The organism is Patescibacteria group bacterium (assembly GCA_041674405.1).
GTDB lineage: Bacteria > Patescibacteriota > UBA1384 > XYA2-FULL-43-10 > XYA2-FULL-43-10 > JBAYVT01.
In genome coordinates this window covers 35,902-60,873 of record JBAYVT010000001.1, presented here as the reverse complement: position 1 = coordinate 60,873, position 24,972 = coordinate 35,902, and the positions used below count along the sequence as shown (strand labels likewise).

General features: G+C 40.3%; 32 protein-coding genes and 2 tRNA genes. 29 read left to right on the top strand and 5 right to left on the bottom strand.

From position 1 onward, the window contains the following. The first annotated feature begins 5 nt into the window (after positions 1–5). From rpsH to WC080_00250, 25 genes are all read left to right on the top strand, one after another. Positions 6–383: a 30S ribosomal protein S8 gene (rpsH, locus tag WC080_00370; protein ID MFA7243742.1), complete on the top strand. Its 378-nt coding sequence runs from the start codon at positions 6–8 to the stop codon at positions 381–383. Between the two features lie 5 nt (positions 384–388). Next, a complete protein-coding gene (gene rplF, locus WC080_00365; protein MFA7243741.1) occupies positions 389–940 on the top strand; it encodes a 50S ribosomal protein L6 in 552 nt (183 codons plus the stop codon). After that, on the top strand, positions 941–1,261 hold the full coding sequence (gene rplR / locus WC080_00360) for a 50S ribosomal protein L18 (GenBank protein ID MFA7243740.1): 321 nt from the start codon (positions 941–943) through the stop codon (positions 1,259–1,261). A gap of 8 nt (positions 1,262–1,269) precedes the next feature. Continuing rightward, complete coding sequence (rpsE, locus tag WC080_00355; protein MFA7243739.1) at positions 1,270–1,938, top strand: 30S ribosomal protein S5; 669 nt, start codon at positions 1,270–1,272, stop codon at positions 1,936–1,938. 8 nt (positions 1,939–1,946) lie between these two features. Then, positions 1,947–2,429: a 50S ribosomal protein L15 gene (gene rplO, locus WC080_00350; GenBank protein ID MFA7243738.1), complete on the top strand. Its 483-nt coding sequence runs from the start codon at positions 1,947–1,949 to the stop codon at positions 2,427–2,429. Between the two features lie 229 nt (positions 2,430–2,658). Continuing rightward, positions 2,659–6,963 carry a hypothetical protein gene (locus WC080_00345; GenBank protein MFA7243737.1) on the top strand — a complete coding sequence of 1,435 codons (4,305 nt, stop codon included), beginning with the start codon at positions 2,659–2,661 and terminating at the stop codon, positions 6,961–6,963. Between the two features lie 111 nt (positions 6,964–7,074). Continuing rightward, positions 7,075–8,349: a preprotein translocase subunit SecY gene (gene secY / locus WC080_00340; protein ID MFA7243736.1), complete on the top strand. Its 1,275-nt coding sequence runs from the start codon at positions 7,075–7,077 to the stop codon at positions 8,347–8,349. Between the two features lie 53 nt (positions 8,350–8,402). After that, complete coding sequence (locus WC080_00335; protein ID MFA7243735.1) at positions 8,403–9,059, top strand: nucleoside monophosphate kinase; 657 nt, start codon at positions 8,403–8,405, stop codon at positions 9,057–9,059. After that, positions 9,043–9,804: a type I methionyl aminopeptidase gene (gene map / locus WC080_00330; protein MFA7243734.1), complete on the top strand. Its 762-nt coding sequence runs from the start codon at positions 9,043–9,045 to the stop codon at positions 9,802–9,804. The genes WC080_00335 and map overlap by 17 nt, the downstream gene beginning before the upstream one ends. 135 nt (positions 9,805–9,939) lie before the next feature. Then, positions 9,940–10,161: a translation initiation factor IF-1 gene (infA, locus tag WC080_00325; protein ID MFA7243733.1), complete on the top strand. Its 222-nt coding sequence runs from the start codon at positions 9,940–9,942 to the stop codon at positions 10,159–10,161. Positions 10,162–10,175: 14 nt separating this feature from the next. Further along, on the top strand, positions 10,176–10,322 hold the full coding sequence (gene rpmJ, locus WC080_00320; GenBank protein MFA7243732.1) for a 50S ribosomal protein L36: 147 nt from the start codon (positions 10,176–10,178) through the stop codon (positions 10,320–10,322). A gap of 1 nt (position 10,323) precedes the next feature. After that, complete coding sequence (gene rpsM / locus WC080_00315; protein ID MFA7243731.1) at positions 10,324–10,707, top strand: 30S ribosomal protein S13; 384 nt, start codon at positions 10,324–10,326, stop codon at positions 10,705–10,707. A gap of 10 nt (positions 10,708–10,717) precedes the next feature. Further along, positions 10,718–11,122, top strand: a complete 405-nt coding sequence (gene rpsK / locus WC080_00310; protein ID MFA7243730.1) for a 30S ribosomal protein S11 — start codon at positions 10,718–10,720, stop codon at positions 11,120–11,122. 2 nt (positions 11,123–11,124) lie between these two features. After that, complete coding sequence (rpsD, locus tag WC080_00305) at positions 11,125–11,718, top strand: 30S ribosomal protein S4 (GenBank protein MFA7243729.1); 594 nt, start codon at positions 11,125–11,127, stop codon at positions 11,716–11,718. Between the two features lie 13 nt (positions 11,719–11,731). Beyond that, positions 11,732–12,682 carry a DNA-directed RNA polymerase subunit alpha gene (locus tag WC080_00300; GenBank protein MFA7243728.1) on the top strand — a complete coding sequence of 317 codons (951 nt, stop codon included), beginning with the start codon at positions 11,732–11,734 and terminating at the stop codon, positions 12,680–12,682. A 1-nt stretch (position 12,683) separates the two neighbouring features. After that, on the top strand, positions 12,684–13,121 hold the full coding sequence (gene rplQ / locus WC080_00295; protein MFA7243727.1) for a 50S ribosomal protein L17: 438 nt from the start codon (positions 12,684–12,686) through the stop codon (positions 13,119–13,121). 1 nt (position 13,122) lies between these two features. Then, positions 13,123–13,533: a 50S ribosomal protein L13 gene (rplM, locus tag WC080_00290; protein MFA7243726.1), complete on the top strand. Its 411-nt coding sequence runs from the start codon at positions 13,123–13,125 to the stop codon at positions 13,531–13,533. Between the two features lie 8 nt (positions 13,534–13,541). Continuing rightward, a complete protein-coding gene (rpsI, locus tag WC080_00285; protein ID MFA7243725.1) occupies positions 13,542–13,928 on the top strand; it encodes a 30S ribosomal protein S9 in 387 nt (128 codons plus the stop codon). Positions 13,929–14,004: 76 nt separating this feature from the next. Beyond that, complete coding sequence (locus WC080_00280; protein ID MFA7243724.1) at positions 14,005–14,322, top strand: ribosome-binding factor A; 318 nt, start codon at positions 14,005–14,007, stop codon at positions 14,320–14,322. Positions 14,323–14,364: 42 nt separating this feature from the next. Beyond that, entirely contained in the window at positions 14,365–14,745 is a 381-nt protein-coding gene (locus tag WC080_00275) for a hypothetical protein (protein MFA7243723.1), read from the top strand. Further along, entirely contained in the window at positions 14,742–15,422 is a 681-nt protein-coding gene (gene pheS / locus WC080_00270) for a phenylalanine--tRNA ligase subunit alpha (GenBank protein MFA7243722.1), read from the top strand. Before WC080_00275 ends, pheS begins: the two co-directional genes overlap by 4 nt. 7 nt (positions 15,423–15,429) lie before the next feature. Beyond that, positions 15,430–17,688, top strand: a complete 2,259-nt coding sequence (gene pheT / locus WC080_00265; protein ID MFA7243721.1) for a phenylalanine--tRNA ligase subunit beta — start codon at positions 15,430–15,432, stop codon at positions 17,686–17,688. A gap of 1 nt (position 17,689) precedes the next feature. Beyond that, positions 17,690–19,123 (top strand): aspartate--tRNA ligase, encoded by a 1,434-nt coding sequence (gene aspS / locus WC080_00260; protein ID MFA7243720.1) that lies wholly within the window; start codon positions 17,690–17,692, stop codon positions 19,121–19,123. After that, positions 19,116–19,829, top strand: a complete 714-nt coding sequence (locus tag WC080_00255) for a pseudouridine synthase (GenBank protein ID MFA7243719.1) — start codon at positions 19,116–19,118, stop codon at positions 19,827–19,829. Before aspS ends, WC080_00255 begins: the two co-directional genes overlap by 8 nt. 20 nt (positions 19,830–19,849) lie before the next feature. Continuing rightward, a complete protein-coding gene (locus WC080_00250; GenBank protein ID MFA7243718.1) occupies positions 19,850–20,782 on the top strand; it encodes a D-alanyl-D-alanine carboxypeptidase family protein in 933 nt (310 codons plus the stop codon). Between the two features lie 5 nt (positions 20,783–20,787). On the opposite strand, the gene rnc is transcribed toward WC080_00250, so the two are convergent. The 4 genes from rnc to WC080_00230 form a co-directional block, all read right to left on the bottom strand. Next, complete coding sequence (gene rnc / locus WC080_00245) at positions 20,788–21,486, bottom strand: ribonuclease III (protein ID MFA7243717.1); 699 nt, start codon at positions 21,484–21,486, stop codon at positions 20,788–20,790. Continuing rightward, positions 21,473–21,904 (bottom strand): transcription antitermination factor NusB, encoded by a 432-nt coding sequence (gene nusB, locus WC080_00240; GenBank protein MFA7243716.1) that lies wholly within the window; start codon positions 21,902–21,904, stop codon positions 21,473–21,475. The genes rnc and nusB overlap by 14 nt, the downstream gene beginning before the upstream one ends. A 20-nt stretch (positions 21,905–21,924) precedes the next feature. Further along, positions 21,925–22,131, bottom strand: coding sequence for a 50S ribosomal protein L32 (gene rpmF, locus WC080_00235; GenBank protein MFA7243715.1), 207 nt, complete (start codon positions 22,129–22,131; stop codon positions 21,925–21,927). Between the two features lie 68 nt (positions 22,132–22,199). Continuing rightward, complete coding sequence (locus WC080_00230; protein ID MFA7243714.1) at positions 22,200–22,493, bottom strand: hypothetical protein; 294 nt, start codon at positions 22,491–22,493, stop codon at positions 22,200–22,202. Between the two features lie 139 nt (positions 22,494–22,632). On the opposite strand from WC080_00230, the gene WC080_00225 reads away from it, so the two are divergent. Further along, positions 22,633–22,965: a hypothetical protein gene (locus WC080_00225; protein ID MFA7243713.1), complete on the top strand. Its 333-nt coding sequence runs from the start codon at positions 22,633–22,635 to the stop codon at positions 22,963–22,965. Positions 22,966–23,164: 199 nt separating this feature from the next. Here the strand turns inward: WC080_00225 and WC080_00220 are convergent. Further along, positions 23,165–23,239: transfer RNA gene (locus WC080_00220), tRNA-Val, on the bottom strand. Positions 23,240–23,543: 304 nt separating this feature from the next. Here WC080_00220 and WC080_00215 point away from each other — a divergent pair. The 3 genes from WC080_00215 to WC080_00205 all read left to right on the top strand — a co-directional run bounded on the left by WC080_00215 (position 23,544) and on the right by WC080_00205 (position 24,821). Further along, a complete protein-coding gene (locus WC080_00215) occupies positions 23,544–24,089 on the top strand; it encodes a hypothetical protein (GenBank protein MFA7243712.1) in 546 nt (181 codons plus the stop codon). Positions 24,090–24,093: 4 nt separating this feature from the next. Continuing rightward, positions 24,094–24,618, top strand: coding sequence for a hypothetical protein (locus WC080_00210; protein ID MFA7243711.1), 525 nt, complete (start codon positions 24,094–24,096; stop codon positions 24,616–24,618). 126 nt (positions 24,619–24,744) lie between these two features. Further along, positions 24,745–24,821: transfer RNA gene (locus WC080_00205), tRNA-Ala, on the top strand. Positions 24,822–24,972: the final 151 nt, after the last annotated feature.

Here is a 24,972-nt window from a genome sequence, read left to right as displayed (position 1 = left end):
ACAATATGTCAGATCCAATTGCAGATTTATTAATCAGATTGAAAAACGCATTAAGCGCCGGAAAAACCGAAGCAGTTTTGCCTTACTCGAAACACAAGAAAGCGGTTTTGGACGTGATCCTAAAGGAAGGGTTTATTTCTGCGGTTTCTGAAAAAATTGTTAAGAACCAAAAGATGCTTCTTGTTACGTTTGGCGCTGGTAAAATGATGCATTTAAAGAGATTGAGTAAGCCGGGACAGCGCATTTATGTCAAAGCCAACGATATTCCTAAACCTTTGCGTGGCCTGGGACTCATCGTAATGTCAACGCCAGTCGGTGTGATTTCTGGACGCGAAGCCAAGAAAACGAATATCGGTGGTGAATTAATTTGTGAAATTTGGTAGGAAATATGTCAAGACTAGGAAAACGACCAATTAAAACTGATGACAATATCACAATATCTGTTGAAAATAACAAGTTTATTGCAAAATCAACAAAAGGTGAAAGAATTTTAGATTTGCCGGATGAAATTAAAGTAAAGATAGAAAATGGTATTATCACGACAAGCCGAAATGGAAATTCAAAATTTGAAAAATCACAGCATGGGCTTATAACCCGCCTTATTTCTGGAATTATTGCTGATTTGTCTAAGGGTGCCAAAAAGACACTCGAATTCAAAGGTACCGGTTATCGTGTTCGGGTTGAAGGAACAGAATTGATTCTCAACATGGGTTATTCACACGAGATAAAGCTCGACATCCCAGAGGAAATTGCGGTCAATGTGGTTAAAAATTCCATTGTTATCGAAGGAATTGACAGGCAAAAAGTTGGTGAATTTGCAGCCAAAGTCCGAAAAGTCAGGCCACCAGAGGTGTATAAGGGCAAAGGCATTAAATATAGTGAAGAAGTCATTCGCAGAAAAGCCGGTAAAACTGCTCAGTCTGCAGGAAAGGCAGCATAAATGGCAAACGTTCGAAATAAAATCAAGAAAATTAACAGTGCCAATCAAAATTTGCCAAGGCTTATTGTAGTACGCTCAAATAAGAATATGTACGCCCAAATAGTCGATTCGGAAACAGGAAATGTCTTGGTCGCTGTATCAACGCTTAAGGCAGGAGATGGCAAGCTTACCGATATGGCTAGAAAAGTCGGCGAAGAGATCGCCAAAAAAGCTGCAGAAAAGAAAGTCAAAAGTGTTGTTTTGGACCGATCGGAATATCGCTATCATGGTGCGGTAAAAGAATTAGTAGAAGCAGCAAAAAAATCAGGCTTAAACATCTAAGAGGAAACATGCCCAAAGAACTTGAAAAAAATATTATGAGGCCAAGATCTGCTCACAGGGACAGAAAACCTCGAGAAGAAAAGGAATTTGAGGAGCGCGTGATTGAGGTTTCTAGAATCTCCAGAGTTGTAAAAGGCGGACGAAGAATCCGTTTTAGAGCTTTGATCGTTTTGGGTGACAGAAAAGGCCGCGTCGGAATGGGTGTTGCCAAGGCAAATGAAGTTGCAGACGCTGTTCGAAAGGCTTCTACCAAAGCAAAGAAACGCCTAGTCAATGTTCCTATCATAAAAGGCACAATTCCGCATGAAGTCAGATCTAAATATGGTGCAGCCATCGTTCTTCTAAAGCCGGCTTCTAGTGGTACTTCCATCGTTGCTGGTGGTTCGGTACGTGCCGTGGTTGAGCTTGCCGGCATTTCAGATATCTTGGCAAAATCAATGGGGAGCCAAAACAAAGTTAATAACGTTACTGCCACGATAAAAGCTTTACAATCTTTTAGTGCACGTGTTGTTGACAAGATCTCAGATTTTGATAAAAAGAGCGAACGCGTTGAGGTTAAAGAGGTAAAAGTTGAATTAGCTGAAGAAAAGACTGGAGAAAAAAAAGCAGAGCCAATAAAACCAAATAGCAAACCGGCAAAGAAGGACACGAAAGCGAAAATTAAAGCTAAAAAATAGGCAAACTCATGGAAAAAATATCACTAAAATCATATAGCAAAAAAAGCATTAAGCGAATTGGGCGCGGAATTTCTGCGGGACAAGGTAAAACAGCAGGGCGCGGAACCAAGGGCCAAAAATCACGTTCTGGTTTTAATATTCCCAAACGTTTTGAAGGTGGCCAAACACCGCTTTCAATGCGCCTGCCGAAACTTCGAGGCTTTAAATCAGTTAATGATAAAGCCAGAGTTATTTCCCTCGACGACATTTCCAAGAATTACAAAGATGGCGAGGTTGTCAGCTTAAAATCACTTGTTGAGAAAAAGCTGATTGAAACTGGCAGCAAAGCAAAGATACTTAACAACGGCAAACTTACAGTCAAGGTTTCCCTTCTAGATATCAAAGCTTCCAAAAGCATAGCCTCTTTATTTGTAAAGCCTGAAACAAAGGTTGAAAAAAAGGAAGCCGCTAAATCCGACAAAAAATCTGCTGCGAAGAAAAGCTCTAAATAATTTCAATCGATTTGTCTAAACAAATTCCGGCAAAAGCCGGTTTTTGTTTTACAAAATTCAAAAATAAAGAATTAGACGCTCTGTAAGCATATTTTTACATGTGTACACGGCAATGAGTTACATTTTCCTTTCAAATATTGATGAGATATGCCACATTTTGTTAAAATGTATTTGTCACTAAAAAATGTGAGGGGAATAAATAAAAAAAATTATTCACAAAAAGAGCATTTTGGGAATTTTGGTCGTTTCTCTCACGATCATATTTTTGGTAGCCTACAATATTTTCCCAATATTTACAAAAGGAACCAAAGCAGGAGATTCTTTCAGAACCTCATATGATAATGGAAGCTATAATGCAGATTACTCTGTTGGGTTAGGGACTGCTTCTACGGATAGTACCTTTCCCACCCTCTCAACTACGAATGCTGAGGGTGGATCGGGAAGTTCTCTTAAATATACTTACGATGGCGCCGAGACTCTAAAATATGCTACCAATGATAATCTATCTGCGTCCAAAGGCTCTATTTCCTTGGACTTTCAAAAAGATGATTATGGAAAAAATTCAATTGACACCAGTGGACAGCTTTATTTGCCATATAATATTGCCTATGATGCTGCCAATGGTTACGTCTATGTTGCAGACTATGGTAACAACCGCATTGTCAAAACCAAGATGGATGGTACGGGATGGACAACTTATGGCACGAACGGAAGTGGAATAGGAAATTTTAATAATCCACGTGGAATTGCATACGACTCATCTAGTGGGTATATATATGTGATGGATACCAGCAATAAACGCATCGTCAAAACCAAGATGGATGGCACCGGGTGGACAACTTACGGCACGAACGGAAGTGGAGTAGGAAATTTTGGACTTTCATATAGCATTGTTTATGATTCGACAAATAGCTATCTCTATGTTGCTGATACTGGCAATCACCGCATTGTCAAAACCAAGATGGATGGTACGGGATGGACAACTTATGGCACGAACGGAAGTGGAGTAGGAAATTTCAGTAGCCCATACGGTATTACCTATGATCCGGTTGGTGATTACGCCTATGTCGCTGATTATGGCAATAAGCGTATTGTCAAAACCAAGATGGATGGAACAGAATGGACTGCATATGGCACAACTGGAAGTGGAGTAGGCAATTTCTCAAACCCATCGGGTATTTCTTATGACGCCACTGGTGATTATGCCTACGTTGCTGATACTGGCAATAAGCGTATTGTCAAAACCAAGATGGATGGAACAGAATGGACTGCATATGGCACGAACGGAAGTGGAGTAGGGAAATTTTCCGAACCAGCTGGTATTGTTTTTGACCCCGGGAGCGGTAATATTTATGTGGTTGATTCTGGAAATCGTAATATTGTGAAAACCAAAATGGATGGTACGGGGTGGACTGCATATGGTACAAATGGCAGGGGTACGGCTGGATTTAATCAACCACTAGGCATTGCTCATGACCGATCCAGTGGTTACATCTATGTCACTGACTATAGCAACAACCGCATTGTGAAAACCAAAATGGATGGTACGGGGTGGACTGCATATGGCACAACTGGAAGTGGAGTAGGTAATTTTAATGGTCCATATGGTATCGCCTATGATCCGGCAAGTGATTATGTTTATGTCGCTGACTATAGCAACAACCGTATCGTGAAAACCAAGATGGATGGCACCGGGTGGACGGCTTACGGAACGGTGGGCAGTGGCATTGGCAATTTTAATCATCCATATGGTATTGCTTATGATTCAGTTGGTGATTACGTTTACGTCGTTGATTATGGCAATAACCGTATTGTAAAAACCAAGATGGATGGCACCGGGTGGACGGCTTACGGCACAAATGGCAGCGGTGAAGGAAACTTCAGCAATCCTTGCTACATTGATTATGATCAAGTCAATGATTATGTTTATGTCGCTGACTATAGCAACAACCGCATTGTCAAAACTAAAATGGACGGCACAGGATGGACAGCTTACGGTACTGCTGGCAATGGGACAGGTAATTTCAATGGACCTCGCGGTATTACGGTCGATTCAGAAAGTGGCAATATTTTTGTGACTGATTATAACAATCATCGCATTGTAAAAACCAAGATGGATGGCACCGGGTGGACAACTTACGGTACAAACGGAAGTGGAGTCGGTAATTTCAATTATCCCCGAGGAATTGCTTATGATGTGACTTCTGAAAATATCTATATTGTTGACTATCAAAACAATCGAGTTGTCCAAACAAAAATTGACGGATCGGGCTTTTTGTCGACTTTTACAAAAGAAAAGATACTTTTTGACGCCCAGGGGAGCACAGACGAACTGCGATTGGTCTACGACATCTTTGATTACAGGCTTAGAATGTATCTTACAACTGCAAGCCGTAAGCTGGTTTTGGAATCCCAAGCTCTTAGTTTGGCGGACGGGAGCTGGAATAATGTTCAGGTCCTTTACGATGGGACTAGTGGAATAATATCACTTAATGTTAATAGTACAGAGGTGGCGTCTCTTCTTGATGATACTCCTTGGGGGAACCTTTCGTGTGGTTATTACTTTTACATCGGTAGCCGAGTGAACTCTATAACCGACCGCTGGGATGGGATGATGGATAATATCACCATTACTCATACCGGATCAGATACTACTGCCCCCACCAATCCCTCCTCTGCCCATTTCTACAGTGACTCCGGAAAGACCACCGAGTTTACCGACTCCGGCTGGGGAAATAGTGCTAGTCCCTACATCACCTTCGCCGGAGCGGCTGATGAAGAAGGGGGTTCCGGTATCCGCGGCTACCTTATCTACTTTGGTACCTCTGATTCAGCTGATCCCGTCTCTACATCTGGTGTTTTGGAATCAAGTGGCGCATATCACTATCAAGCCCATTCCGGTGCAGCAGATACAGAACAACATATCCAAGTGCCAGCAGGCGCTTTGACATCCGGAGTCACATATTATCTGCTTATTAAATCCGAAGATAACGACCTGAATATTCAAACTCCCGCCACCAAGTTATTCACGTATTCCTATGATGGCGGTCCGCCACCTGCTCCGGAGTATATCAATCTATCTCCTGTTGGCTGTTCCACCACCCAAGACTTCACCGCCACCTGGGATGCTCCCGGAGATTCCGGCGGTGCCGGTATTGCTGGTTATGACTACAAAAATGGTTCTCAAGGCCAAGTCCAATCTACTGCCGATACCACGCTTTCCCTTCATCCTTATCAAGAAGGAGATAATGTAATATACATTAGATCGAAAGACAATGCAGGTAATGTCTCTGCTTATCAGACCGGAGTTTACTGCTCTACTGGAGTAGTAAACATCATCGATGGGCCGAACGTTACTGCCGGTCCGTCATCGATCACGGTGAGCTGGACGACTAACAAAAACACCAAAGGATCAGTTATCGTCTATGAGGGCAATGAATATCTCACCGAACAAGCCTTCGGTGGTTTTGACATCAACCACAATGTAAGGGTGGTTGGCCTCGAACCGGAACGCACTTATCGTTACAAAGTCACATGGATGGATACTTCTGCCAACACTGGAGAATCTGCCTGGCATGAGACCACCACGGCGGTGGCACCAGGCATTAAAAATTTAGAAGTCAAAGTCTTGACTCCAACACTTGCAAGCGTTTCATGGACTACCACTTATCCAGCAAAAACTAATTTGGAATTTGGTGTTGGCGATCTTGGCCAATCAATTGTTGTCAGTGATACCTATAGCACTGAATTTTCTAAAGAACTAGCTGGTCTTTCTGGTGGTACCAGCTATCAATTAAGAGTTGATGCGACAGCTCAAGACGGAACAAGATTTTATGGCCTTAAGGATTTTTCCACTCCCCCCATCCCCATCATCTCCAATCTTCGCTTTGAGCCCGTTGACGATCAGGCCTATGCTGGCATGAAGGTAACTTGGGCAACCAATGTCGAGACCACCTCATCTGTCCTTTATGGTCCATCTGGTGGAGAACAGAGAGAAGTAGCTACTTCCGACATGAAGAAAGATCATGAAATCAGCATTGCAAATCTTTCTGACAACGCCTCCTACACTCTTACTGCTTCAGGCACAGACCAATATGGTAACAAGGCCACAAGTGATACCAACACTTTTAAAACCGCTCTTGATTCCCGTCCGCCAAAAGTAACAGAACTTACCATTGAATCCAAAACCGGCACATCATCCGATGGTGGTAAAGCCCAAGTGGTTGTTTCCTGGCGCACAGATGAAACCTCTACCTCTCAGGTTGAATACGGCGAAGGAGTATCATCTTCCAATTATTCTTCCAAAACCCAGGAAGACGGATCCTATTCCAATGCCCATGTTGTCATTATCTCCAATCTTGATCCGACCAAGACCTACCATTTAAGAGCCGTATCCAAAGACAAAGCCGGCAATCCTGGCACATCGGAAGACAATGCTGTAATCACCCAGAAAGCCCAGCAATCCGCCTTAAATCTCATACTGGAAGCTTTTCAGCGGGCGTTTTCTTGGATAAAGATATTTTCAAGATATTAGATTACGATCGTTGTTTTCATCTCATGTCTCAATCTTTCAAACTAATTTATCGTTGACTTACGCATAATATTAAGTTAAAATCGAAGAGCTAAATAAGCGGAATTTTTTTGTATGAACTTTTTGACTAAAATCTGGCAGTATAAGGATTTACGAAACAAGGTAATTATTGCCGTTTCACTGCTATTGTTAACGCGGCTAATTGCTCATGTTCCGTTGCCTGGCGTAGATTTTAACCAACTAAAATTGTTTTTCCAAAATAACCAGATATTTGGACTACTTGATATGTTCTCTGGTGGCACGATGAGCAATTTTTCTGTCATTTTGATGGGGGTTGGCCCGTATATAACCTCATCTATTATATTTCAGCTCTTAGCAATGGTTGTGCCAAGCATTGAGGAGCTTCAGAAAGAAGGCCAATCCGGCCAACAAAAAATAAATCAATGGACAAGATATGCCACCGTTCCCATCGCAATATTGCAGGCCTATGCTATGCTTGCAGTCTTACGCAGCCAAGGCATTGTCCCATCTTGGACTATGTTTGATCTTATTATGATGCTGATTTCTGCTTCGGCTGGTACTATGCTTCTTATGTGGCTTGGTGAATTAATCTCCGAAAAAGGGATTGGCAATGGAATTTCACTGATAATTTCATTGGGTATTTTATCCGGATTTCCGACCCAATTTCGAAATACAGCCGCTCTTTTAACTGCCGGCGATGTTACCAAAATCTTGAGCGTTGTTGGCATTGGCATTCTGCTTGTCCTTATTGTCGCAGCAATTATCTATATAACCGAGGGCCAAAGAAATATTTCCGTTTCTTATGCTCGTCGGGCAAGAGGAGCTACGCAATATGGCGCGGTTGATTCTCATCTTCCGATTCGCGTAAATACAGCGGGGGTAATTCCGATAATCTTTGCCATGAGTATTATGGTTATTCCAGGCGTCCTCGGCAAATATCTTGAAAACGCAAAAACTGATTGGATAAAACATGCTGCAACTTGGATAGTTACACTTGTGAACAACAATTTGTATTACGCTATCATATATTTCATACTGATTTTCTTGTTCACTTTCTTCTATACATCGGTAGTGTTTAAACCGGACCAGATTTCTGAAAATTTACAAAAACAGGGCGGTTATTTACCTGGACTAAGGCCCGGAACGGAAACTAAAATATATTTAGGAAAAATTATTAGCAGAATTACATTTCTGGGGGCAGTATTCCTTGGCCTTATCGGTGTGTTGCCATATATTGTTCAATCGGTAACAAATATTTCTACCCTTGCAATCGGTGGAACAGGCATACTAATTCTCGTTGCCGTCATTATTGACACTATGAGACAGCTTACCGCCCAGCTTTTAATGCATACATACGATCATTACTAATTTAAAAATAAAAGATAATTTAGGAATAATTATTGTTAATTTAAGGAAAACAAATGTCAGAAAGAACAGTCTACAGCTTTCTCGGGTTACCGGGATCAGGTAAAGGAACGCAAGCTGAAATAATGGCGAAAAAAATGAAAGTTACCGTTTTTGGTATGGGTAATCTAATTCGAAAAGAGCTGGAAAATGCTGATTTTTCTGATCCATTCTACAAAGAAATGAAAGAGCGTTATGATAAGGGAATTCCACAGCCGGATGAAATTGCCGTTGATATCATTAAAAAAAATATTGATGGCATAGAGGGCGATATTGTTTTAGATAATTTTCCTTTTACAAAAAACCAATCCGACTTATTTTTTGAGATGTGCAAGGATCTTGGTATTGATAAACCGGTATGCGTCTGGATTAAAATTGAACCAGAATCTGCGCTCAATAGAATTTTAAACCGAAAAGTATGTTCAAAATGTGGCAAAAACTTTATCGGCGGAACAGCTACAATCTGTGATGCATGCGGTGGTTCTTTGATTTCAAGGGCTGATGATAAGGCCGAAGTAGTTGAGAACAGAATTTCTATTTACAAGCCAAGGATTGACGATGTTGTTGAGGAGTTTAAGAATCAGGCAATCTTGATTGAAATAAATGGCGAACAAACCATTCCCGAGGTAGAAAAAGAAATTGAAGAAAAAGTAATTAATGCAGAAATTAAGTAGCAACGAAATTAAATTACTCCGCAAATCGGGCAAAATACTCAAAAATGCCCTTTCTGAGGTGATTCTCGCGATTAAACCCGGGATTTCCGCGGCTTCATTGGATCAAATAGCCGAATCGTCAATCAGGCAGCAAGGTGGCACTCCATCCTTTAAAAACTATCCTCCCGGAGATGATAATCCATTTCCTGCTGCTTTGTGCGTCTCTCTAAATGATGAAATCGTCCACGGAATTCCTTATCCAAATAAAATTATTCGCGAAGGCGACATTGTTTCAGTCGACCTAGGCGTTAACTATCACGGAATGAATACGGATATGGCAAAGAGTGTAATTGCCGGCTCTCCAAAAAATAAAATCGACGAGAAACTTATTAAGGTCACAGAGCAGGCCCTTAAAATTGCAATTGCCAATGCAATAGCCGGCCACACCACTGGTGATATTGGAAACGCTGTTGAAATGTATATTAAAAAAGAGGGTTTTAGTGTTGTTCGTGCGCTTGTTGGGCACGGGGTAGGGCGTAATGTGCATGAAGATCCACAAATACCCAATTTTGGAAGGAAAAACGAAGGAGAAAAACTTGTTTCCGGAATCGCCGTAGCAATTGAGCCTATGGTTGTTGTGGGTTCGCACGATGTTAAGACATCCTCTGATGGATGGAGCGTATCAACACTAGACGGGAGTAAAGCGGCGCATTTCGAACACACAATTTTGATTGGCAGTAAAAGAAGCGAAATTATAACTGTATAGTTTAAATCGGATACCTAAATCAACCCAAATTACACGTAATTTTGCCAAATATTAGCGATTGTATTGATCAGTGTATGGATTCGTATAAGCAGTGTTGACTCTACTCGTTTAATATGATATTATCCCTTGTGTAGTATGAAAAAAGAAAATGTCATAACAGCGAAGGGAGCGGTAATCCAAACCCTCCCCAATGCTAGTTTTTTAGTTAAACTTGATTCAGGATACGAAATTACTGCATCGCTTGGTGGAAAAATGCGAATGCATCGAATTAGCGTTCTTCCTGGAGATAAGGTTTCTATAGAAATGTCGCCTTATGATTTAACCAAAGGCAGAATTGTATTTCGCGATATTGCGTAAGCCGAATATAAACAATGAAAGTTAGACCATCTGTAAAAAAAATGTGCGACAAATGCAAAATCGTTTCTCGCAGCAAGAAAGGCAAGTCCAAACGAACAAGCGCGAAGGAACGAATTTTTGTGATTTGCGAAAACCCTAAACACAAGCAGAGGCAAGGATAACATGGCAAGAATAGCTGGCGTAAATATTCCTAACGAAAAAAAATTAAATATTGCCCTCACATATATTTTTGGCATAGGCAGTACAACCAGCCGAAAAATTATTGAAAAATCCGGCGTAAGCGGCGATATTCGCGTTAAAGATTTGAGTGAGACTGATGTTGAGAAAATCAGAAAAGCTATTGCTGCATTCAAGGTTGAGGGTGATCTTAGGATGATGATTAGCCAAAATATTAAACGGCTCAAAGAGGTTGGTGCTTATCGGGGGGTTCGGCATATTAAAGGTTTGCCAGCCAGAGGACAACGCACCAAAACAAATGCTCGAACCAAACGTGGTAAGAAAATTACTGTTGGCTCCGGGCGTAAACCTGCCGCTCAAAAGACATAAGAGGAAATAAATGGCAAAAGCTGTTGATAAAAAAGCCACAAAAGTGGTAAGAAAAAAGGTCAAAAAATCAGTTTATTCTGGAAGTATTTATATTCAGTCATCCTTTAACAATACAATTATTTCCGTGACAGATGAAGATGGAAATGTAGTAACTTGGGCATCTGCCGGTTCGATTGGTTTTAAGGGGACGAAGAAATCTACTCCCTATGCTGCGCAGCTTGCTGCAACTGATGCTGTTGAAAAAGCAAAAGCATACGGCCTTTCCAAAGTAAAAGTGTTTGTTTCCGGTGTAGGTGCAGGAAGAGAATCAGCCGTTCGAGCTTTGATTAATTCCAACCTTACCGTGGAGACAATCAAAGATATCACCCCAATTGCACATAACGGATGCCGTGCGAAGAAAGAAAGAAGAGTATAGTTATGAATCATGGATGCAGAAAATGTAGACGCGAAGGAGAGAAATTGATGCTCAAAGGAGAGCGTTGTCTTTCTCCAAAGTGTGCAGTTGTAAAAAGACCTTATGTGCCAGGGCAGCATGGCCCGACATCACGAATCAAACTATCTGAATACGGCAAACAGCTTCGCGAAAAACAAAAAATCAGAAAAGTTTATGGTATATCAGAATCCCAACTCAAAATATATTACGAAAACGCTGACAGGAAAACAGGAAATACCGCTGAAAATCTGGTTTCGTTGTTGGAATCACGGCTTGATAATGTTTTGTTCCGAAGTGGAATTGTAAATTCGCATGCCACGGCTCGCCAGCTAGCATCTCACGGTCGTGTTTATGTAAACAACAAACGAGCAACTTCACCTTCAATTATTGTCAAACCCAACGATGTTGTGAAATATCCCAAAACGTTGGAGATTGTTAAAAATACAAAAAATGCTGCACCAAACTGGATTTCCTTAGATGATGCAAAAAAAGAAATATTAGTAAAACACATACCTGAGAGAGTGGAAATCGAACTAAATATTAATGAGAATTTAATCGTAGAATTTTACTCTAGATAAAAAGGAGATAAATATGGAGAAAATATCTCTGCCAAAAATTAGAGAGGAAAAGCTTGAGGATAACAAATCCAGGTTTGTTATTGATCCGCTTTATCCTGGCTATGGTGCTACTCTTGGCAATGCGTTAAGACGTGTTTTACTGTCATCTATTCCTGGATCAGCGATCACATCTTTTAAGCTTGAGGGTGCTCCTCATGAGTTTACAGCGATCTCGCATGTTAAGGAGGATCTCCTTGAAATTATGCTCAACCTTAAGGAGATTAATGTTAAATCAGATAGTGATGAACCGACCGCATTGATGATTTCCAAAAAAGGTCCCGGCGAAGTCACTGGTGCTGATTTTTCTAAGAATTCTAGCATTGAAATAATTAATCCAGAAGTTCACATTGCCACACTGGATAAAGGTGCTCAATTCGAACTTGAAGTTACAATTGAAAAAGACAGAGGATTTAGATCTACCGAAGACTTTACCGACAAAGGAAAAGAAATTGGTCGAATTGACATCGATGCTGCATTTTCCCCAATTACCCGAGTTAAAATGGATATTGAAAATACCCGTGTTGGCCAGATGACAAACTATGACAAATTGGTCATTGAGATCGATAGTGACGGAAGTATTGCTCCATATGATGCATTAATATCCGCGTCAAACATTTTGATTGATCATTACAAGGCTTTTGCCTTCAATGAAGAGGTTCCGTTTGAGCTTACCGAGATGCCAAAAAACGAAGTTGAAATAGAAGAAGAAGAATTGTTGGGTGGCGAAGAAGAAGCTGACGAAATCGGACTTGACCCAAAAACAAAAATTGAAGACGCTAATTTTTCGCAACGAACCACGAATGCTTTGGTTAATGCCGGAATTAAAACTATAGCTGGCCTTAAAAGATTGTCCGATCTTAAATTATCCGAAATCAAGGGACTTGGGCAAAAGGGAATTGACGAGGTAAAAGAGAAGCTGAGTTAATATGAGACAACTTGGGATGAAAAAAGCGCATAGAGAGCATGTAATTCGCAACGCTGCGGCGTCTCTTTTGTTGTACGAACAAATCGACACCACAGCCCCGAGAGCCAAAGAAGTTAAGGCTTTTGTGGAAAAGATTATTGTAAAAGCTAAACTTGATGACCTTCATGCAAAAAGACAGATTTATTCCATACTTTTTGATAAAAATGCCGCCGACAAAGTCCTTACCGACCTCAAACAACGATATTCTGAAAGAAAATCCGGATTTATCAAAAGCTACCGGCTCCATAAAAGACTTGGAGACAATGCTCAGGTCGTGCGCCTTATGCTAGTGGATAAAAAAGTTTTCGTCAAGGAACCCGAGAAAGCCACGGATGATAAAAAGGATTCCCAAAAGAAACTTGCAAAGAAAACTAGTGAAAAAGAGATAACAAAGAAATAATATGGCTAATAAAACTGAACAAAATCGAAACTGGTATATCTTCGACCTGAAGGATCAAATTCTCGGTCGTTCATGCACCCGAATTGCTGATATACTAAACGGCAAAAACCGCCCGGATTACTTACCAAATCTTGACCTTGGTGGTTATGTTGTTGTTATCAATGCAAAAGATGTTAAGCTTAGCGGAAACAAAGAGCTCGACAAAAGGTATTATAAGCACACGAGTTATATTGGCAATCTTAAAACCAAAGAATACAAAGATATTAAAGAGGAAAATCCTGAATTTATCATTAAGCACGCTGTTTCCGGAATGTTACCCAAAAACAAGCTTCAAGCTTTAAAACTTAATCGGCTTAAAGTTTATGCCGGAGACCAGCATCCGCACGTTAATGTTAAATTTGTAAACAAGTAAGGTAGAACATGGCAGAAACCGCAAAAAAAGAAAAATATTATTTCGGTACCGGAAGGCGCAAGAGCGCAGTTGCACGCGTTCGTATTTTTGAGGGCAAAAAAGAGAGTTCAATAAACGACAAAACCACTGATCTTTCAGAAGAAATTATTTTACCTTTTGAAATAGTTGGCAAGAAGGGTTCTTTCGCTGTATCTGCTAAGGTAGTCGGCGGTGGATTTCAAAGCCAAAAAGAGGCTATCCGCCACGGCATTTCCCGCGCTTTGGTTGAATATAATTCAGAATTTCGTACATCTTTGAAAAAAGCCGGGCTGCTCTCGCGTGATCCTCGAGAAAAAGAACGAAAGAAGCCAGGGCTTAAAGGTGCCCGCCGTGCTCCACAATGGTCTAAGCGATAAAGTCAGTCAGTAGTAAGTAGTCCGTAGCTCGTAGTGAATTTTCTACAGACTAAGGACTACAAACTAAGGACTAACCATGGATTCCTCACGCATTAAACAAGTCAACGCACTCATTCTTTCTAAGCTCTCGTTTAGTATTTTGGACTACATTGGGGGAAATATTGCCTCAATTGTCAGGGTTGATACGTCATCCGATCTTTCATCTTCAAAAATATATATCAGTGTATTAAATGATGATCAGAAAATTGTCGATCAGCTAAACTTTCACGCAAAAGAAATCCGCAAAGACCTGGCAGGGAAAATAAAGCTTCGTATTATTCCAAATTTTAGATTTATTCTTGATCTTAATGAAAGCTACGCAGAAAAGGTTGATAACCTTTTTAAAAAGCTATAATCACTCTTAATTTTTCGGCTAAAATCTGATATTATGTTCTTGATGCTGAAGGCAAATTTATTTTTTGTATATTCAATCACGGTTGTGGCTATCGCTTCATTCATTTTGTGTGTTTTTAATTATAATCCTTTCGATGCCTCGGTAGCTAACTTTGTATACTTTTATTTGTCTCTATTTTTGGGCTTGGCAGGAATGTTTTCAATTATACTTTTTTATCTAAAAATTTATCTGAAGAAATCTGAAATTATTTTTTCACTATTTTGGCCATCAGTCCGTCAGGCAGTGTTGTTTTCATCTGCTATCACTTCGTTATTCATTTTACGCGGCGTAAAAATTTTGGATTTTTGGATCGGTATTCCAATTGTTTTAGTGATCGGTCTTTTAGAATTATTTTTCCAAACTAAGAAAGTAAAAATAGTATGACACGAGGTAATTTACACCCTGTTACTCAAATAATTCGCAAGTCGGTCAAATTTTTTGAGTCACACGGTTTTGATGTTTATGAAGGCCCCGAGGTTGATACTGAGTGGTACAATTTTGATGCCTTAAATACGCCTTCTGATCATCCCTCTCGCGATGTACAAGATACCTTTTGGCTAGAAGATGGACGAGTTTTACGGACCCAAACCTCGAATTCGCAAGTTCGGTATGGAGAAACACACAAACCGCCATTTCGCGTAGTTGTTCCTGGAGTTTGTTTTCGCAACGAAGCAACTGATTCCGGCCATGAGACAACATTTGTTCAGATTGAAGGCCTTTATATCGACGAGAAGGTAAATATCGGCCAACTTTTCAACATCCTGAAGGAATATTACAAAGAAATTTTTGGTGAAACAATAGATTTGCGTTTTCGCCCCCATCATTTTCCGTTTACCGAACCTTCGATTGAGTTTGATACAAACTTTCGTGGTAAATGGCTTGAGCTGGGCGGCGCAGGAATGGTAAATCCAGTTGTAATTAAAAATATGGGGCTTGATCCTGACAAATATACTGGTTTTGCCTTTGGTCCTGGCGTCGAGCGGCCAATCATGGTTCGTTATGGTATTTCCGACGTTCGGACGTTTAGATCAAGTGATCTTCGATTTTTAAAGCAATTTTAGAGGCTATATGAGAATCTTAAAAAGCTGGCTTGTTGATTATCTAAATAGTAATGTTTCTGACGAGGATCTAGTTAACAAGATTATATTTTCTGGTACGGAAGTCGAGGATGTTATCGGTGAGATCGACGGAAATGTTATCGTAGTTGAAATTAAACAAATTGACAAACATCCCAATGCAGACCGGCTTCATCAAGTTGTGGTTAATGATGGCAAAAATGACATACAGATTGTTTGCGGTGCTCCAAATATTGAAGTTGGGCAACGCGTCCCCTTGGCCAAACCCGGTACTAAGATAGGGGATATGGAAATTTCAGAAGCCGTAATTCGTGGTGTTGCTTCATCCGGCATGCTTTGCTCCGAGCGCGAACTTGGTGTGGGGGATGATCATTCCGGCATCAAGATTTTGCCGCCCGATACACCATTGGGAACAAAGATTTCGGAAATCTTATCACAAGACATTGTCCTTGACATCAAACCAACCCCAAATCGCGGTGATTGCTTTAGCCATATCGGTATGGCACGCGAAGTCGCCGCCACGTTATCGGAGACAATTAATTATCCCAATATAAAATTTGATGCCAAAAATAAGACAAAAGACCAACTAAACATAGAGATTTTTGATAAGAATAAATGTCCACGATATGGCGCTAGAATCATTAAAAATATTAAGGTAGGCCCATCAAACAACAAGATAGCCAATCGACTCTTGGCCTGCGGATTTAAGCCGATCAATAATATTGTCGATATTACAAATTATATTATGCTCGATCTAGGGCAACCGATGCATGCTTTTGATGCCAAAAAAATTAAAGATTATCAAATTGCCGTTCGTTCAGCTAGCGATAATGAAGAAATGATTTCACTGGATGATAAAATTCGTATTCTGTCCGATGATGATCTTGTTATCGCTGACTTTGAAAAACCGATCGCAATAGCCGGAATTATCGGCGGTAAGAATTCAGAAATTGAAAGCGATACCATCGACATTATTCTTGAAGCTGCGCAGTTTAATCCAAAAACAATTCGCAAGACTGCAAAAAAACTTGAGATAATGACAGATGCTAGTTACAGGTTTGAGCGTGGAATTGATAGCGCTGGTATTGAGCGCGCACTCAACAAGGCAACCCAAATGATCCTTGAATATTGTCCGGATGCTGAAGTAGGGGAATGCGTGATTGTGGGCAACGAGCCGGAGAGAGACGAAATTGAAATTAATTTCTCTGGCATTAATGATCTATTGGGTCACGAATTTAAGGATTACGAGGTTAATAAGGTTTTGGAGAATCTTGGTTTTGAGATATCGGGCAGTAAATGTGCTATCCCGACATTTCGCCACGACATAGTTGATTTTCGCTGTCTCGCTGAAGAAGTTGGCAGAATATATGGTTATAATAAACTTCCAATGCACAATCTTCCAGAGACCAATCTAAAACCAAAAAGGGGAGACTATTTCAAAAGGGAATACATCAAGGATATTCTTGCAAACCTTGGTTTTTCAGAGGTTTACAATTATTCATTCATGTCTGAACATGACCTTCGTGATCTAGATATTTCCGATAAAAATTTACTTGTCGTTAAAAATCCCGTTCAGCCCGAAAATAAATACATGAGAAATTCGTTGATTCCCGGCCTTTTGAAATCAGTTGCAAAAAACCCTACTTTCGATCCGGTTCTGATGTTTGAGATTGGAAACGTGTTTACCAAAACCGACGAGACAAGCATGGTCGGTGTTGTAGCCTCAGGCAAAGATCCCAAAAAACTAATTGAATCGGCAAAAGCCGCTCTTTCCAGGCTTGGAAATATTAAAAACACAATAGAAATTAAAGAATTAATCGGCGATGACGCCAATAAATACAAGATCAAGAAGCAGAATACATTTGTATTCGAAATAAAGACCGCCGATATTATCGCCGGAATGAGCGCAAGCAACGATGATCTTGATCTAAAAGTCAGCGATCGAGAAATTCATTTTCGCCCGGTTTCCAAATTTCCGTCTGTCACACGCGATTTGGCATTTATTTTGGATATCGATGTCAAGTCAGATAATATTATTAGCGAAATTTACAAACTTTCAAACTTGATTAATCGTGTTGAGCTTTTCGACGAATTTGCTTCAGATATGTTTGGCTTGAATAAGAAAAATGTTGCTTTCCACATTTATTTACAGGCGCCGGATAAAACCCTCAATGATCACGAGGCCGACCAAATCATCCAAAATATTATCAGCGAGGTTGAAGATAAATATAACGCTAAATTGCGAGGATAAAATGAAAAGAATACTAGTTTCAGAAACGGTGAAAAAAATTGGCGAAAGTGTCAAAGTATCTGGCTGGGTAAATGTTCGCCGAGATCATGGTAAGATTGTTTTTATCGATCTTCGAGATATGTCGGGCCTTTTGCAAGTCGTTTTCGTACCTGGATCAAAAGCTTATGAAAAGGTTTCTGAGATCCGGCCGGAGTGGGTTATTTCGATAGAAGGCAAAATCAATGCACGACCAGAAAAAATGATTAACAAAGATTTGATCACCGGCACAGTTGAAATGGAAGCTGTAGATCTCAAGGTTCTAAATAAAGCTAAAACCCCACCTTTTGAAATTGACAAAAATACTCTTGGGGTTGATGAGGAACTACGACTTAAATATCGCTATCTTGATTTGCGATCCGAACGAATGGCTAAAAACATCACACTTCGTCACGATATTGTAAAAACGGTTCGGGAGTATTTATGGGAGAGAGGATTTCGGGAAATTGAAACGCCGTATCTTACAAAATCGACTCCTGAAGGCGCAAGGGAATATATCGTGCCATCCAGGATTTACCCGGGGGAATTCTATGTATTGCCGCAAAGCCCTCAACAATTCAAACAGCTTCTTATGGTTGGTGGAATTGAAAGATATTTTCAGGTCGCCCGTTGTTTTCGCGACGAGGACCAGAGAGGCGATAGACAGCCAGAGTTTACCCAGCTTGATATTGAGATGAGTTTTATTGAAGAAGAAGACATTTACTCTCTTATCGAACCGATGATGATAGAAATCGTTAAAAAGCTAGTCCCTGGCGGAAAAATTACAGAAAAGCCTTTTCCAAGGATCAAGTTTGCCGATTCGATGGAGGAATATGGCAACGACAAACCGGATATTAGAAAGAATAAGGAAGACAAGAAGGAGTTCGGCTTTTGCTGGGTTGTTGATACCCCGCTATTTAAATATTCAAAGGCAGACAAGAAGCTTGTGTCGTCTCATCATCCGTTTACCATGCCGAACAAAGAAGATATCGATAAACTCGATAGTAAACCAGAAGAGGTCCGATCATACTGCTATGACTTGGTATTGAACGGTTTTGAGATCGCCAGCGGATCTATCAGGATTCACACTCGTGAAATTCAGGATAAAATTTTTAATCTTTTGGGCGTTTCGGAAGAAGAAAAGCTGCGCAGGTTTGGGCATATGCTCGAAGCTTTTGAATATGGGGCTCCGCCACATGGAGGTGTGGCGCCGGGAATTGACCGATTAGCCGCTATTTTAGCTGGCGAAGATGTAATTCGTGAGGTGATAGCATTTCCGAAGACCGGAGACGCCAGAGACGTAATGATGGGTGCCCCATCGGCTGTATCCGAGCAGCAACTCAAAGATGTACACGTCGAGCTTGCCAAAGAGGCGAAGGGTAAGGAAATTAAGAATTCCGATACAAAAATCGATGACTAGAGTTCGCATAAACAAATTTTTATCAAGTAATGGAATATGCTCGCGGCGCTCTGCTGACGAGCATATTCGTGCCGGTAAAGTCAAAGTCAATGGGATAATTGCCAAACTTGGTGATTCTATCGATCCAAAGATCGACAAAGTTGTTGTAAATGACAAAATAATTATTGCCACATCCAAGCTTGAATATTATGCTTTTTATAAGCCAAGGGGGGTGGTAGCAACAAAGTCCGATGAGCTTGGCAGAAAATCCATTGCTGATTATATTCCCGATGAAAAAAAACTAAATCCCGTCGGTCGCCTAGACATGGATTCGGAAGGCTTAATTATTCTTACAAATGATGGTGAGCTAATACAACAACTAACGCACCCGAGTTTCAAACATGAAAAAGAATACTACGTCGAAGCTAATATGTCTGAATCATTCAAAATTTCTGACCTTAATCGCTTGACCAAGGGGATCAACATCAAAGGAACAAGAATGCAGGCGAAATCAATTGATAAAATTAAGATCGAAAAACGCAAAAATATGATCAAATTTAATTTAGTGCTTACCACTGGCTATAATCGACAAATTCGCCGTATGTGTGATAAAATTGGTTTGTCTGTTTGCACAATCCTACGAGTTCGAATAGGAAAGCTGGTACTTAATGAGATAGGTTTGAGAGCCGGACAACTTAAGTCTATCGATCGAGACCAAATGATATGATTCTAAAATCTATAATCGCGATGTCAATTTTTTTTAATTTGATTGGGTTTTCTCCGATCGTTTTCAAATTGGATAATGCGATATATAAGGACGAAAATGGTTCAAAAAATACTGCGGCAGCATCAATGATTGATCTATCTTTGCCAGAAGTTGTAATTCGCCCGCAGGTTTCAAAAAATGCCCCAAACCCAAATATTAACGCAAATCACTATCTTTTAGCCGATATGGACAGCGGCACAATTTTTACTTCATATGATTCTAATACAAGAGTACCAATTGCATCAACAACAAAAATCATGACTGCTATAGTTGTACTCGAAAATTACAAATTGGACGATATAGTTACAATAACTCCAGAGGCTGCCTACCAGATCGGTGCCGATGCATATTTACAAGTCGGAGAAAAAATCAGCGTAGATGATTTGCTGCATTGCTTATTAATTAAATCAGGTAATGATTCCGCTTATGCATTAGCTCAGCACATGTCAAAAGACAACTCTAGCACAGCGGACTTTGTTTCCAAAATGAATGAAACAGCAGCACGCCTAGGAATGAAAAATACCAATTATTTAGACCCGGCGGGTCTTGATGTAGCCGGCTATTCAAGTGCATATGACTTGTTTCTTGCGACGAAATACGCCATGCGATTTGAAAAGTTTAGGGAAATTGTAAACACGCAAGAATATACCGCTACCAACATTGACAATAGTATTTACCACGAATTAAAAAATTCAAACAGGTTGGTCGGGGAATACCAATATCCCGGGGCAATTGGCGTTAAAACCGGTTATATGCCCGAAGCTGGACATTGCCTTGTCTCAGCCGCAAAAAGAGATGGACACACGCTAATAGGCATTGTTTTACACACTTACGCTGACACAGCGCCAGCCTCAGCTGATGAATCGCGAAAATTGCTTGATTGGGGATTTACCAATATCAAGTGGTTCAACTAATAGAGCTATTGTTTACAAATATCGTCCCATTTTTGAAGGGCGGCTTTAGCTGCTTCACTTTGTGCTTTTTGTTTAGAGTTGCCTGATCCCTCAGCGACTTTTTTGTCTCCCAGAAATGCGCCGACAACAAAAACCTTGGCATGATCGGGCCCATTCTCGGAAACAGTAGTGTATGACGGCGTAATACTTAAAACATCTTGTGCGAGTTCTTGAAATTTACTTTTTGAATCGTAATATAAACCTTGGTTGATAATTTCGGCAAGTTTATAAATAATATTTTTTTCAATAAATTTGTATGCAATTTCATACCCTTGGTCAAGATATATTGCACCTATCAAAGCCTCAAACGCATTAGCCAGTATCAAGTCTCGCGCTTTTCCGACATTTTTAGCTTCTCCGCGAGATGTCTTTATAAGATCATTTAAACCAAGGCGCTTAGCCTCGGCAGAGAGAGATTCACCTTTTACAAGCGCGGATCTCCAGTTGGTCATGACACCTTCAGGCTTATCGGAAAATTTGTTAAATAAGTATTGTGTCACGCAAAGCTCCAGAACAGCATCTCCTAAAAATTCTAATCTTTCATTATGTTCGAGCTGCAAGCTTCTGTGCTCATTTAAATACGATCGATGAATAAATACGTTATTTAAAAGATCTTTGTTTTTAAATTCAATACCGATAACTTTTTCAAAATCAATTGTCGTCACTTTTTTTATTGTCTCCAGAAGTTATTTTCTCATAAACAGTTCCGAGAACGCCGTTGATAAATTTCGATGAATTTTCTCCACCAAATTGTTTTCCCAACTCAACTGCTTCATTTATAACAACTTTAGCAGGCACGTCATTCTCGTATTTAAGTTCATAAATAGCAAGGCGAAGAATTGATTTATCAATAAGCGATATTTGATCCAGGGGCCATTCCGGAGCTGCTGCTTTGATTTCTTCGTCAATAGACTCAGTAGATTTAAGTGTACCATCAACAAGCTTCACTACAAATTCTGAGTCGGTTGCATCATTATACTCGTTAATATTGCGAGATTTTATTTCCTCAACATCAGCACCATCTCGAAAATCATATTCGAAAAGTGTCTGCATTGCGATCATTCTACCAAGATGTCGATTCATTTATCAAAAAAAATTAATTTCTATTCTTTTACGGATGAATCAGTTTTTTCTTTTTTCTGTTCGATAACCAATTTCCCATTATAAAAACCGCAGCTATCACAAACTGAGTGCATTCTCTTCGGCTCTTTGCAATTTGGACAATAATTTAGCCCGGAAACAGATTTCTTGTCATGCATTCTACGCATGCCTTGCTTTGAATTGTTTGTCCTTTTCTTTGGTTCTGCCATTTTCTCTCACATGTTTAATTCTTATACTTCAGCATTATCGCATAAAATTGAGGTTTTTTCAAGAATAATTATGCAAGCTTAGCATGACCGTCTTCTTGACACTTAATAGCAAGATTGATGCACTCTTCAGGATCATATCCGAGGTCATCACACCATCTTATCGTGCTAAATATTATATTACCTAGCTCCTTTTTTAAGTCGTCATCTGAGTGGACAGAGGCGTCTTTGGGCGCATTGCGCTCCCATCGACAAATGTCGCCAAAAACCTTTCCCATCCGAACGATAATATATGAGAGCGTGATTGGCTCCGCCGGTTCGCCCCAGATTTCTTTACCTTTGGCTAAAAGTTCTTTTATTTGCATATTTCCCTCCTGAATTATGATCCAAATTAATCATAACATTAATCTAAATTCAAATCTATTTGACCAGGTATCATTGACGAATACACAGAAATGTTATATAAATTAGGTGTCGCACGAAAGGAGTGAGACACCCGCCACCATGGAAGAAAAACACCGCATCAGGGTCTACTTTCCAGAGAGGACCTTCCCAACGCAGACAGAGGTGGATGTCGAGGATCCGACCAACCGAGAGGAGGTTCTACGAGCTGTCGCCGCCATGTTTGCATTGGACAGCGACGACGCTGTAAGAAATACTCCCGAGAGGGCTAGGCAGTGGTGTCCTAGTATGTGTTGGGACTTCAACGGCGAGCACTATACACTCAAAGACCAGCCGCCCAAAGCCCACCCACAAGAGGTATTCGCAGACAAGTACGTCTGTGGTCTTTGCCACGGAATCCATGAGAATGGCAAACCGTGTCCCTATATCGCCTAGAAGCCGAATCTCTTGGCTTCCAAGAAGAAGTGCCTGACGACCTCCACAAGGGGTCGTTCATGGTCTATAAAAACAAAAGGCCCTGGCGGGCATTTTTTGATTGAATATTAGTTTGGTTTATCATATGATTCAGGCGAAGACCGAAAGTCGAATGGTGGGCATTACCCCGACTGGTCGGGGTGGCCTCATCAGAGTGTTCTGGTGGTCGCTACTGGATTCGAACCAGTGACTTCTTCGATGTGAACGAAGCACTCTACCGCTGAGTTAAGCGACCAAATATTTAGAATTACGCTTTGAGTCCCGAAGAGCAACACTTTCGGAATCCCGATCGGCACGCATCGGGACTAAATGCCCAAATACCAGTATAATTTACCCTAATTTAAGCCTAAATACAACAAAAGCGGGCCAATGGCCTGCTTTTGTTATTTCGACCCTTTATTCAATTTTTAGTGTTTTGATCATAACAAGCTAACCTAAAAATTTCTTTAGAATGATATACAAGAGATCACACACCAATTTCGACGGCTTATTTATAATTTAATCTGATATTTCTATTGAAATCAGGATTATTTTTGTATATGATTATTTTGCCTATGAAGCTAAGATCATCAAAATTTTATGCAATCGCAATTGCTGGGATAATTGCGCTAGTTCCTACTGCTGTTAGCGCTTTTTGCCCAGTTTGTACTGTTGCTGTAGCTGCAGGGCTTGGGCTTTCTCGATATTTTAAGATCGATGATCTTATCACCGGAATGTGGATCGGCGCCCTCATGGTTTCTCTTACTTTCTGGATGTTCAATTGGATGAAATCAAAAAAAGTCGAGCCAAGATATATTTATCCTCTAGCCGCTTTGGCACTATATTTTATTACAATCTTACCGCTTTATTACACCGGTATTATAGGACACCCTAAAAATACTTTTTTGGGAATTGATCGATTGCTGGATGGAATGATAGCGGGGTCCGTTTTATTTGTCCTAGCACTGGTAAATTACAATACGTTAAAACGAAAAAACCACAATCATTCATACTTTCCGTTCCAGAAAATTGCTATGCCGGTCGGATATATCCTCATCGGCAGTTTGCTGATACACGGTCTTATTCAAATAAAAGTAATAAAATAAATTTATGGCAAATGACAAAGAAATTCAAAAGTTAATCAAAAAAGTAGAAGAGTCAAAAGAAAAAGGTTTTGACCTTTCTCTTGATGAAGATCTTTCAATTGCTGTAATGAACCTGGTTTCAATCGAAGAACATTTTTATTTTACCGCTGAAAAAACGAACAAAACAAAGTATTTCGATATGCTAAAAGAAGTTCGCGAGATACGCAAAGAAGTCATGCAAAAATTGGTTAAAGAGCCCGAAGGCGAGATCTGGTGCCTTTCAAAGCATCTTTTGGCAGCATCCATGCGGCTTATCGAAGTGGGAAATAAGGTCAATCTCAAAAAAAACCGCAAACAGGCAGAAGAATTTTATGAAAAAGCCTTTGATCTGTACTCATTATTTTGGGCGCTAAATATGAAAATTGTCGATTCCAAAAATATTTCTAAAATTGAAGATGCCAAAATCAATCGACACGAAGAAAAAGGCAAAGGTTTTCTTGGTAAAATAGGTGCGGTCGTAAAGCGTGCAATTGAGTGCTGTATTGAATAAAATTTCTCTGATTTTTCGCACTGATCAACACAGAAATATACTCTCTGGATTGATTAATTATTGGTAATTAGGTATAGTAAATTAGTTCAGTTTTAACTTTTGAGTTTTAAGTTATTAGTTAATTTTGGGCCCGTAGCTCAGTTGGCTAGAGCGCCTCGATGGCATCGAGGAGGTCGTCAGTTCAAGCCTGATCGGGTCCACCAGAATAAAATGAGTCCTTGCGACTCTATTTTAATTTGTTCTCCCCAAAGAGAAGGCTTGAGCTCCGGAAGGGGTCGGGAAACAAGAGTTGCCCGTATAGGAGGTTATTCGGAACCGAGGGTTTCGAAAGAGTGAAACGGGTTCTAATGTCTG

What these genes read in the sequence shown, in the direction of transcription:
- map (MFA7243734.1), top strand. Translation starts at nt 9,043, where the DNA reads ATGCAGAAATTAAGTAGCAACGAAATTAAATTACTCCGCAAATCGGGC.
- WC080_00280 (MFA7243724.1), top strand. Translation starts at nt 14,005, where the DNA reads ATGGATTCCTCACGCATTAAACAAGTCAACGCACTCATTCTTTCTAAG.
- WC080_00300 (MFA7243728.1), top strand. Translation starts at nt 11,732, where the DNA reads ATGGAGAAAATATCTCTGCCAAAAATTAGAGAGGAAAAGCTTGAGGAT.
- rplF (MFA7243741.1), top strand. Translation starts at nt 389, where the DNA reads ATGTCAAGACTAGGAAAACGACCAATTAAAACTGATGACAATATCACA.
- rpsI (MFA7243725.1), top strand. Translation starts at nt 13,542, where the DNA reads ATGGCAGAAACCGCAAAAAAAGAAAAATATTATTTCGGTACCGGAAGG.
- rplQ (MFA7243727.1), top strand. Translation starts at nt 12,684, where the DNA reads ATGAGACAACTTGGGATGAAAAAAGCGCATAGAGAGCATGTAATTCGC.
- infA (MFA7243733.1), top strand. Translation starts at nt 9,940, where the DNA reads ATGAAAAAAGAAAATGTCATAACAGCGAAGGGAGCGGTAATCCAAACC.
- WC080_00275 (MFA7243723.1), top strand. Translation starts at nt 14,365, where the DNA reads ATGCTGAAGGCAAATTTATTTTTTGTATATTCAATCACGGTTGTGGCT.
- WC080_00215 (MFA7243712.1), top strand. Translation starts at nt 23,544, where the DNA reads ATGATTATTTTGCCTATGAAGCTAAGATCATCAAAATTTTATGCAATC.
- rplO (MFA7243738.1), top strand. Translation starts at nt 1,947, where the DNA reads ATGGAAAAAATATCACTAAAATCATATAGCAAAAAAAGCATTAAGCGA.
- rpsH (MFA7243742.1), top strand. Translation starts at nt 6, where the DNA reads ATGTCAGATCCAATTGCAGATTTATTAATCAGATTGAAAAACGCATTA.
- WC080_00250 (MFA7243718.1), top strand. Translation starts at nt 19,850, where the DNA reads ATGTCAATTTTTTTTAATTTGATTGGGTTTTCTCCGATCGTTTTCAAA.
- rpsM (MFA7243731.1), top strand. Translation starts at nt 10,324, where the DNA reads ATGGCAAGAATAGCTGGCGTAAATATTCCTAACGAAAAAAAATTAAAT.
- rplR (MFA7243740.1), top strand. Translation starts at nt 941, where the DNA reads ATGGCAAACGTTCGAAATAAAATCAAGAAAATTAACAGTGCCAATCAA.
- rpmJ (MFA7243732.1), top strand. Translation starts at nt 10,176, where the DNA reads ATGAAAGTTAGACCATCTGTAAAAAAAATGTGCGACAAATGCAAAATC.
- WC080_00335 (MFA7243735.1), top strand. Translation starts at nt 8,403, where the DNA reads ATGTCAGAAAGAACAGTCTACAGCTTTCTCGGGTTACCGGGATCAGGT.
- pheS (MFA7243722.1), top strand. Translation starts at nt 14,742, where the DNA reads ATGACACGAGGTAATTTACACCCTGTTACTCAAATAATTCGCAAGTCG.
- WC080_00225 (MFA7243713.1), top strand. Translation starts at nt 22,633, where the DNA reads ATGGAAGAAAAACACCGCATCAGGGTCTACTTTCCAGAGAGGACCTTC.
- rpsK (MFA7243730.1), top strand. Translation starts at nt 10,718, where the DNA reads ATGGCAAAAGCTGTTGATAAAAAAGCCACAAAAGTGGTAAGAAAAAAG.
- rplM (MFA7243726.1), top strand. Translation starts at nt 13,123, where the DNA reads ATGGCTAATAAAACTGAACAAAATCGAAACTGGTATATCTTCGACCTG.
- WC080_00255 (MFA7243719.1), top strand. Translation starts at nt 19,116, where the DNA reads ATGACTAGAGTTCGCATAAACAAATTTTTATCAAGTAATGGAATATGC.
- nusB (MFA7243716.1), bottom strand. Translation starts at nt 21,904, where the DNA reads ATGAATCGACATCTTGGTAGAATGATCGCAATGCAGACACTTTTCGAA.
- rpmF (MFA7243715.1), bottom strand. Translation starts at nt 22,131, where the DNA reads ATGGCAGAACCAAAGAAAAGGACAAACAATTCAAAGCAAGGCATGCGT.
- secY (MFA7243736.1), top strand. Translation starts at nt 7,075, where the DNA reads ATGAACTTTTTGACTAAAATCTGGCAGTATAAGGATTTACGAAACAAG.
- WC080_00210 (MFA7243711.1), top strand. Translation starts at nt 24,094, where the DNA reads ATGGCAAATGACAAAGAAATTCAAAAGTTAATCAAAAAAGTAGAAGAG.
- rpsD (MFA7243729.1), top strand. Translation starts at nt 11,125, where the DNA reads ATGAATCATGGATGCAGAAAATGTAGACGCGAAGGAGAGAAATTGATG.
- WC080_00230 (MFA7243714.1), bottom strand. Translation starts at nt 22,493, where the DNA reads ATGCAAATAAAAGAACTTTTAGCCAAAGGTAAAGAAATCTGGGGCGAA.
- pheT (MFA7243721.1), top strand. Translation starts at nt 15,430, where the DNA reads ATGAGAATCTTAAAAAGCTGGCTTGTTGATTATCTAAATAGTAATGTT.
- rpsE (MFA7243739.1), top strand. Translation starts at nt 1,270, where the DNA reads ATGCCCAAAGAACTTGAAAAAAATATTATGAGGCCAAGATCTGCTCAC.
- aspS (MFA7243720.1), top strand. Translation starts at nt 17,690, where the DNA reads ATGAAAAGAATACTAGTTTCAGAAACGGTGAAAAAAATTGGCGAAAGT.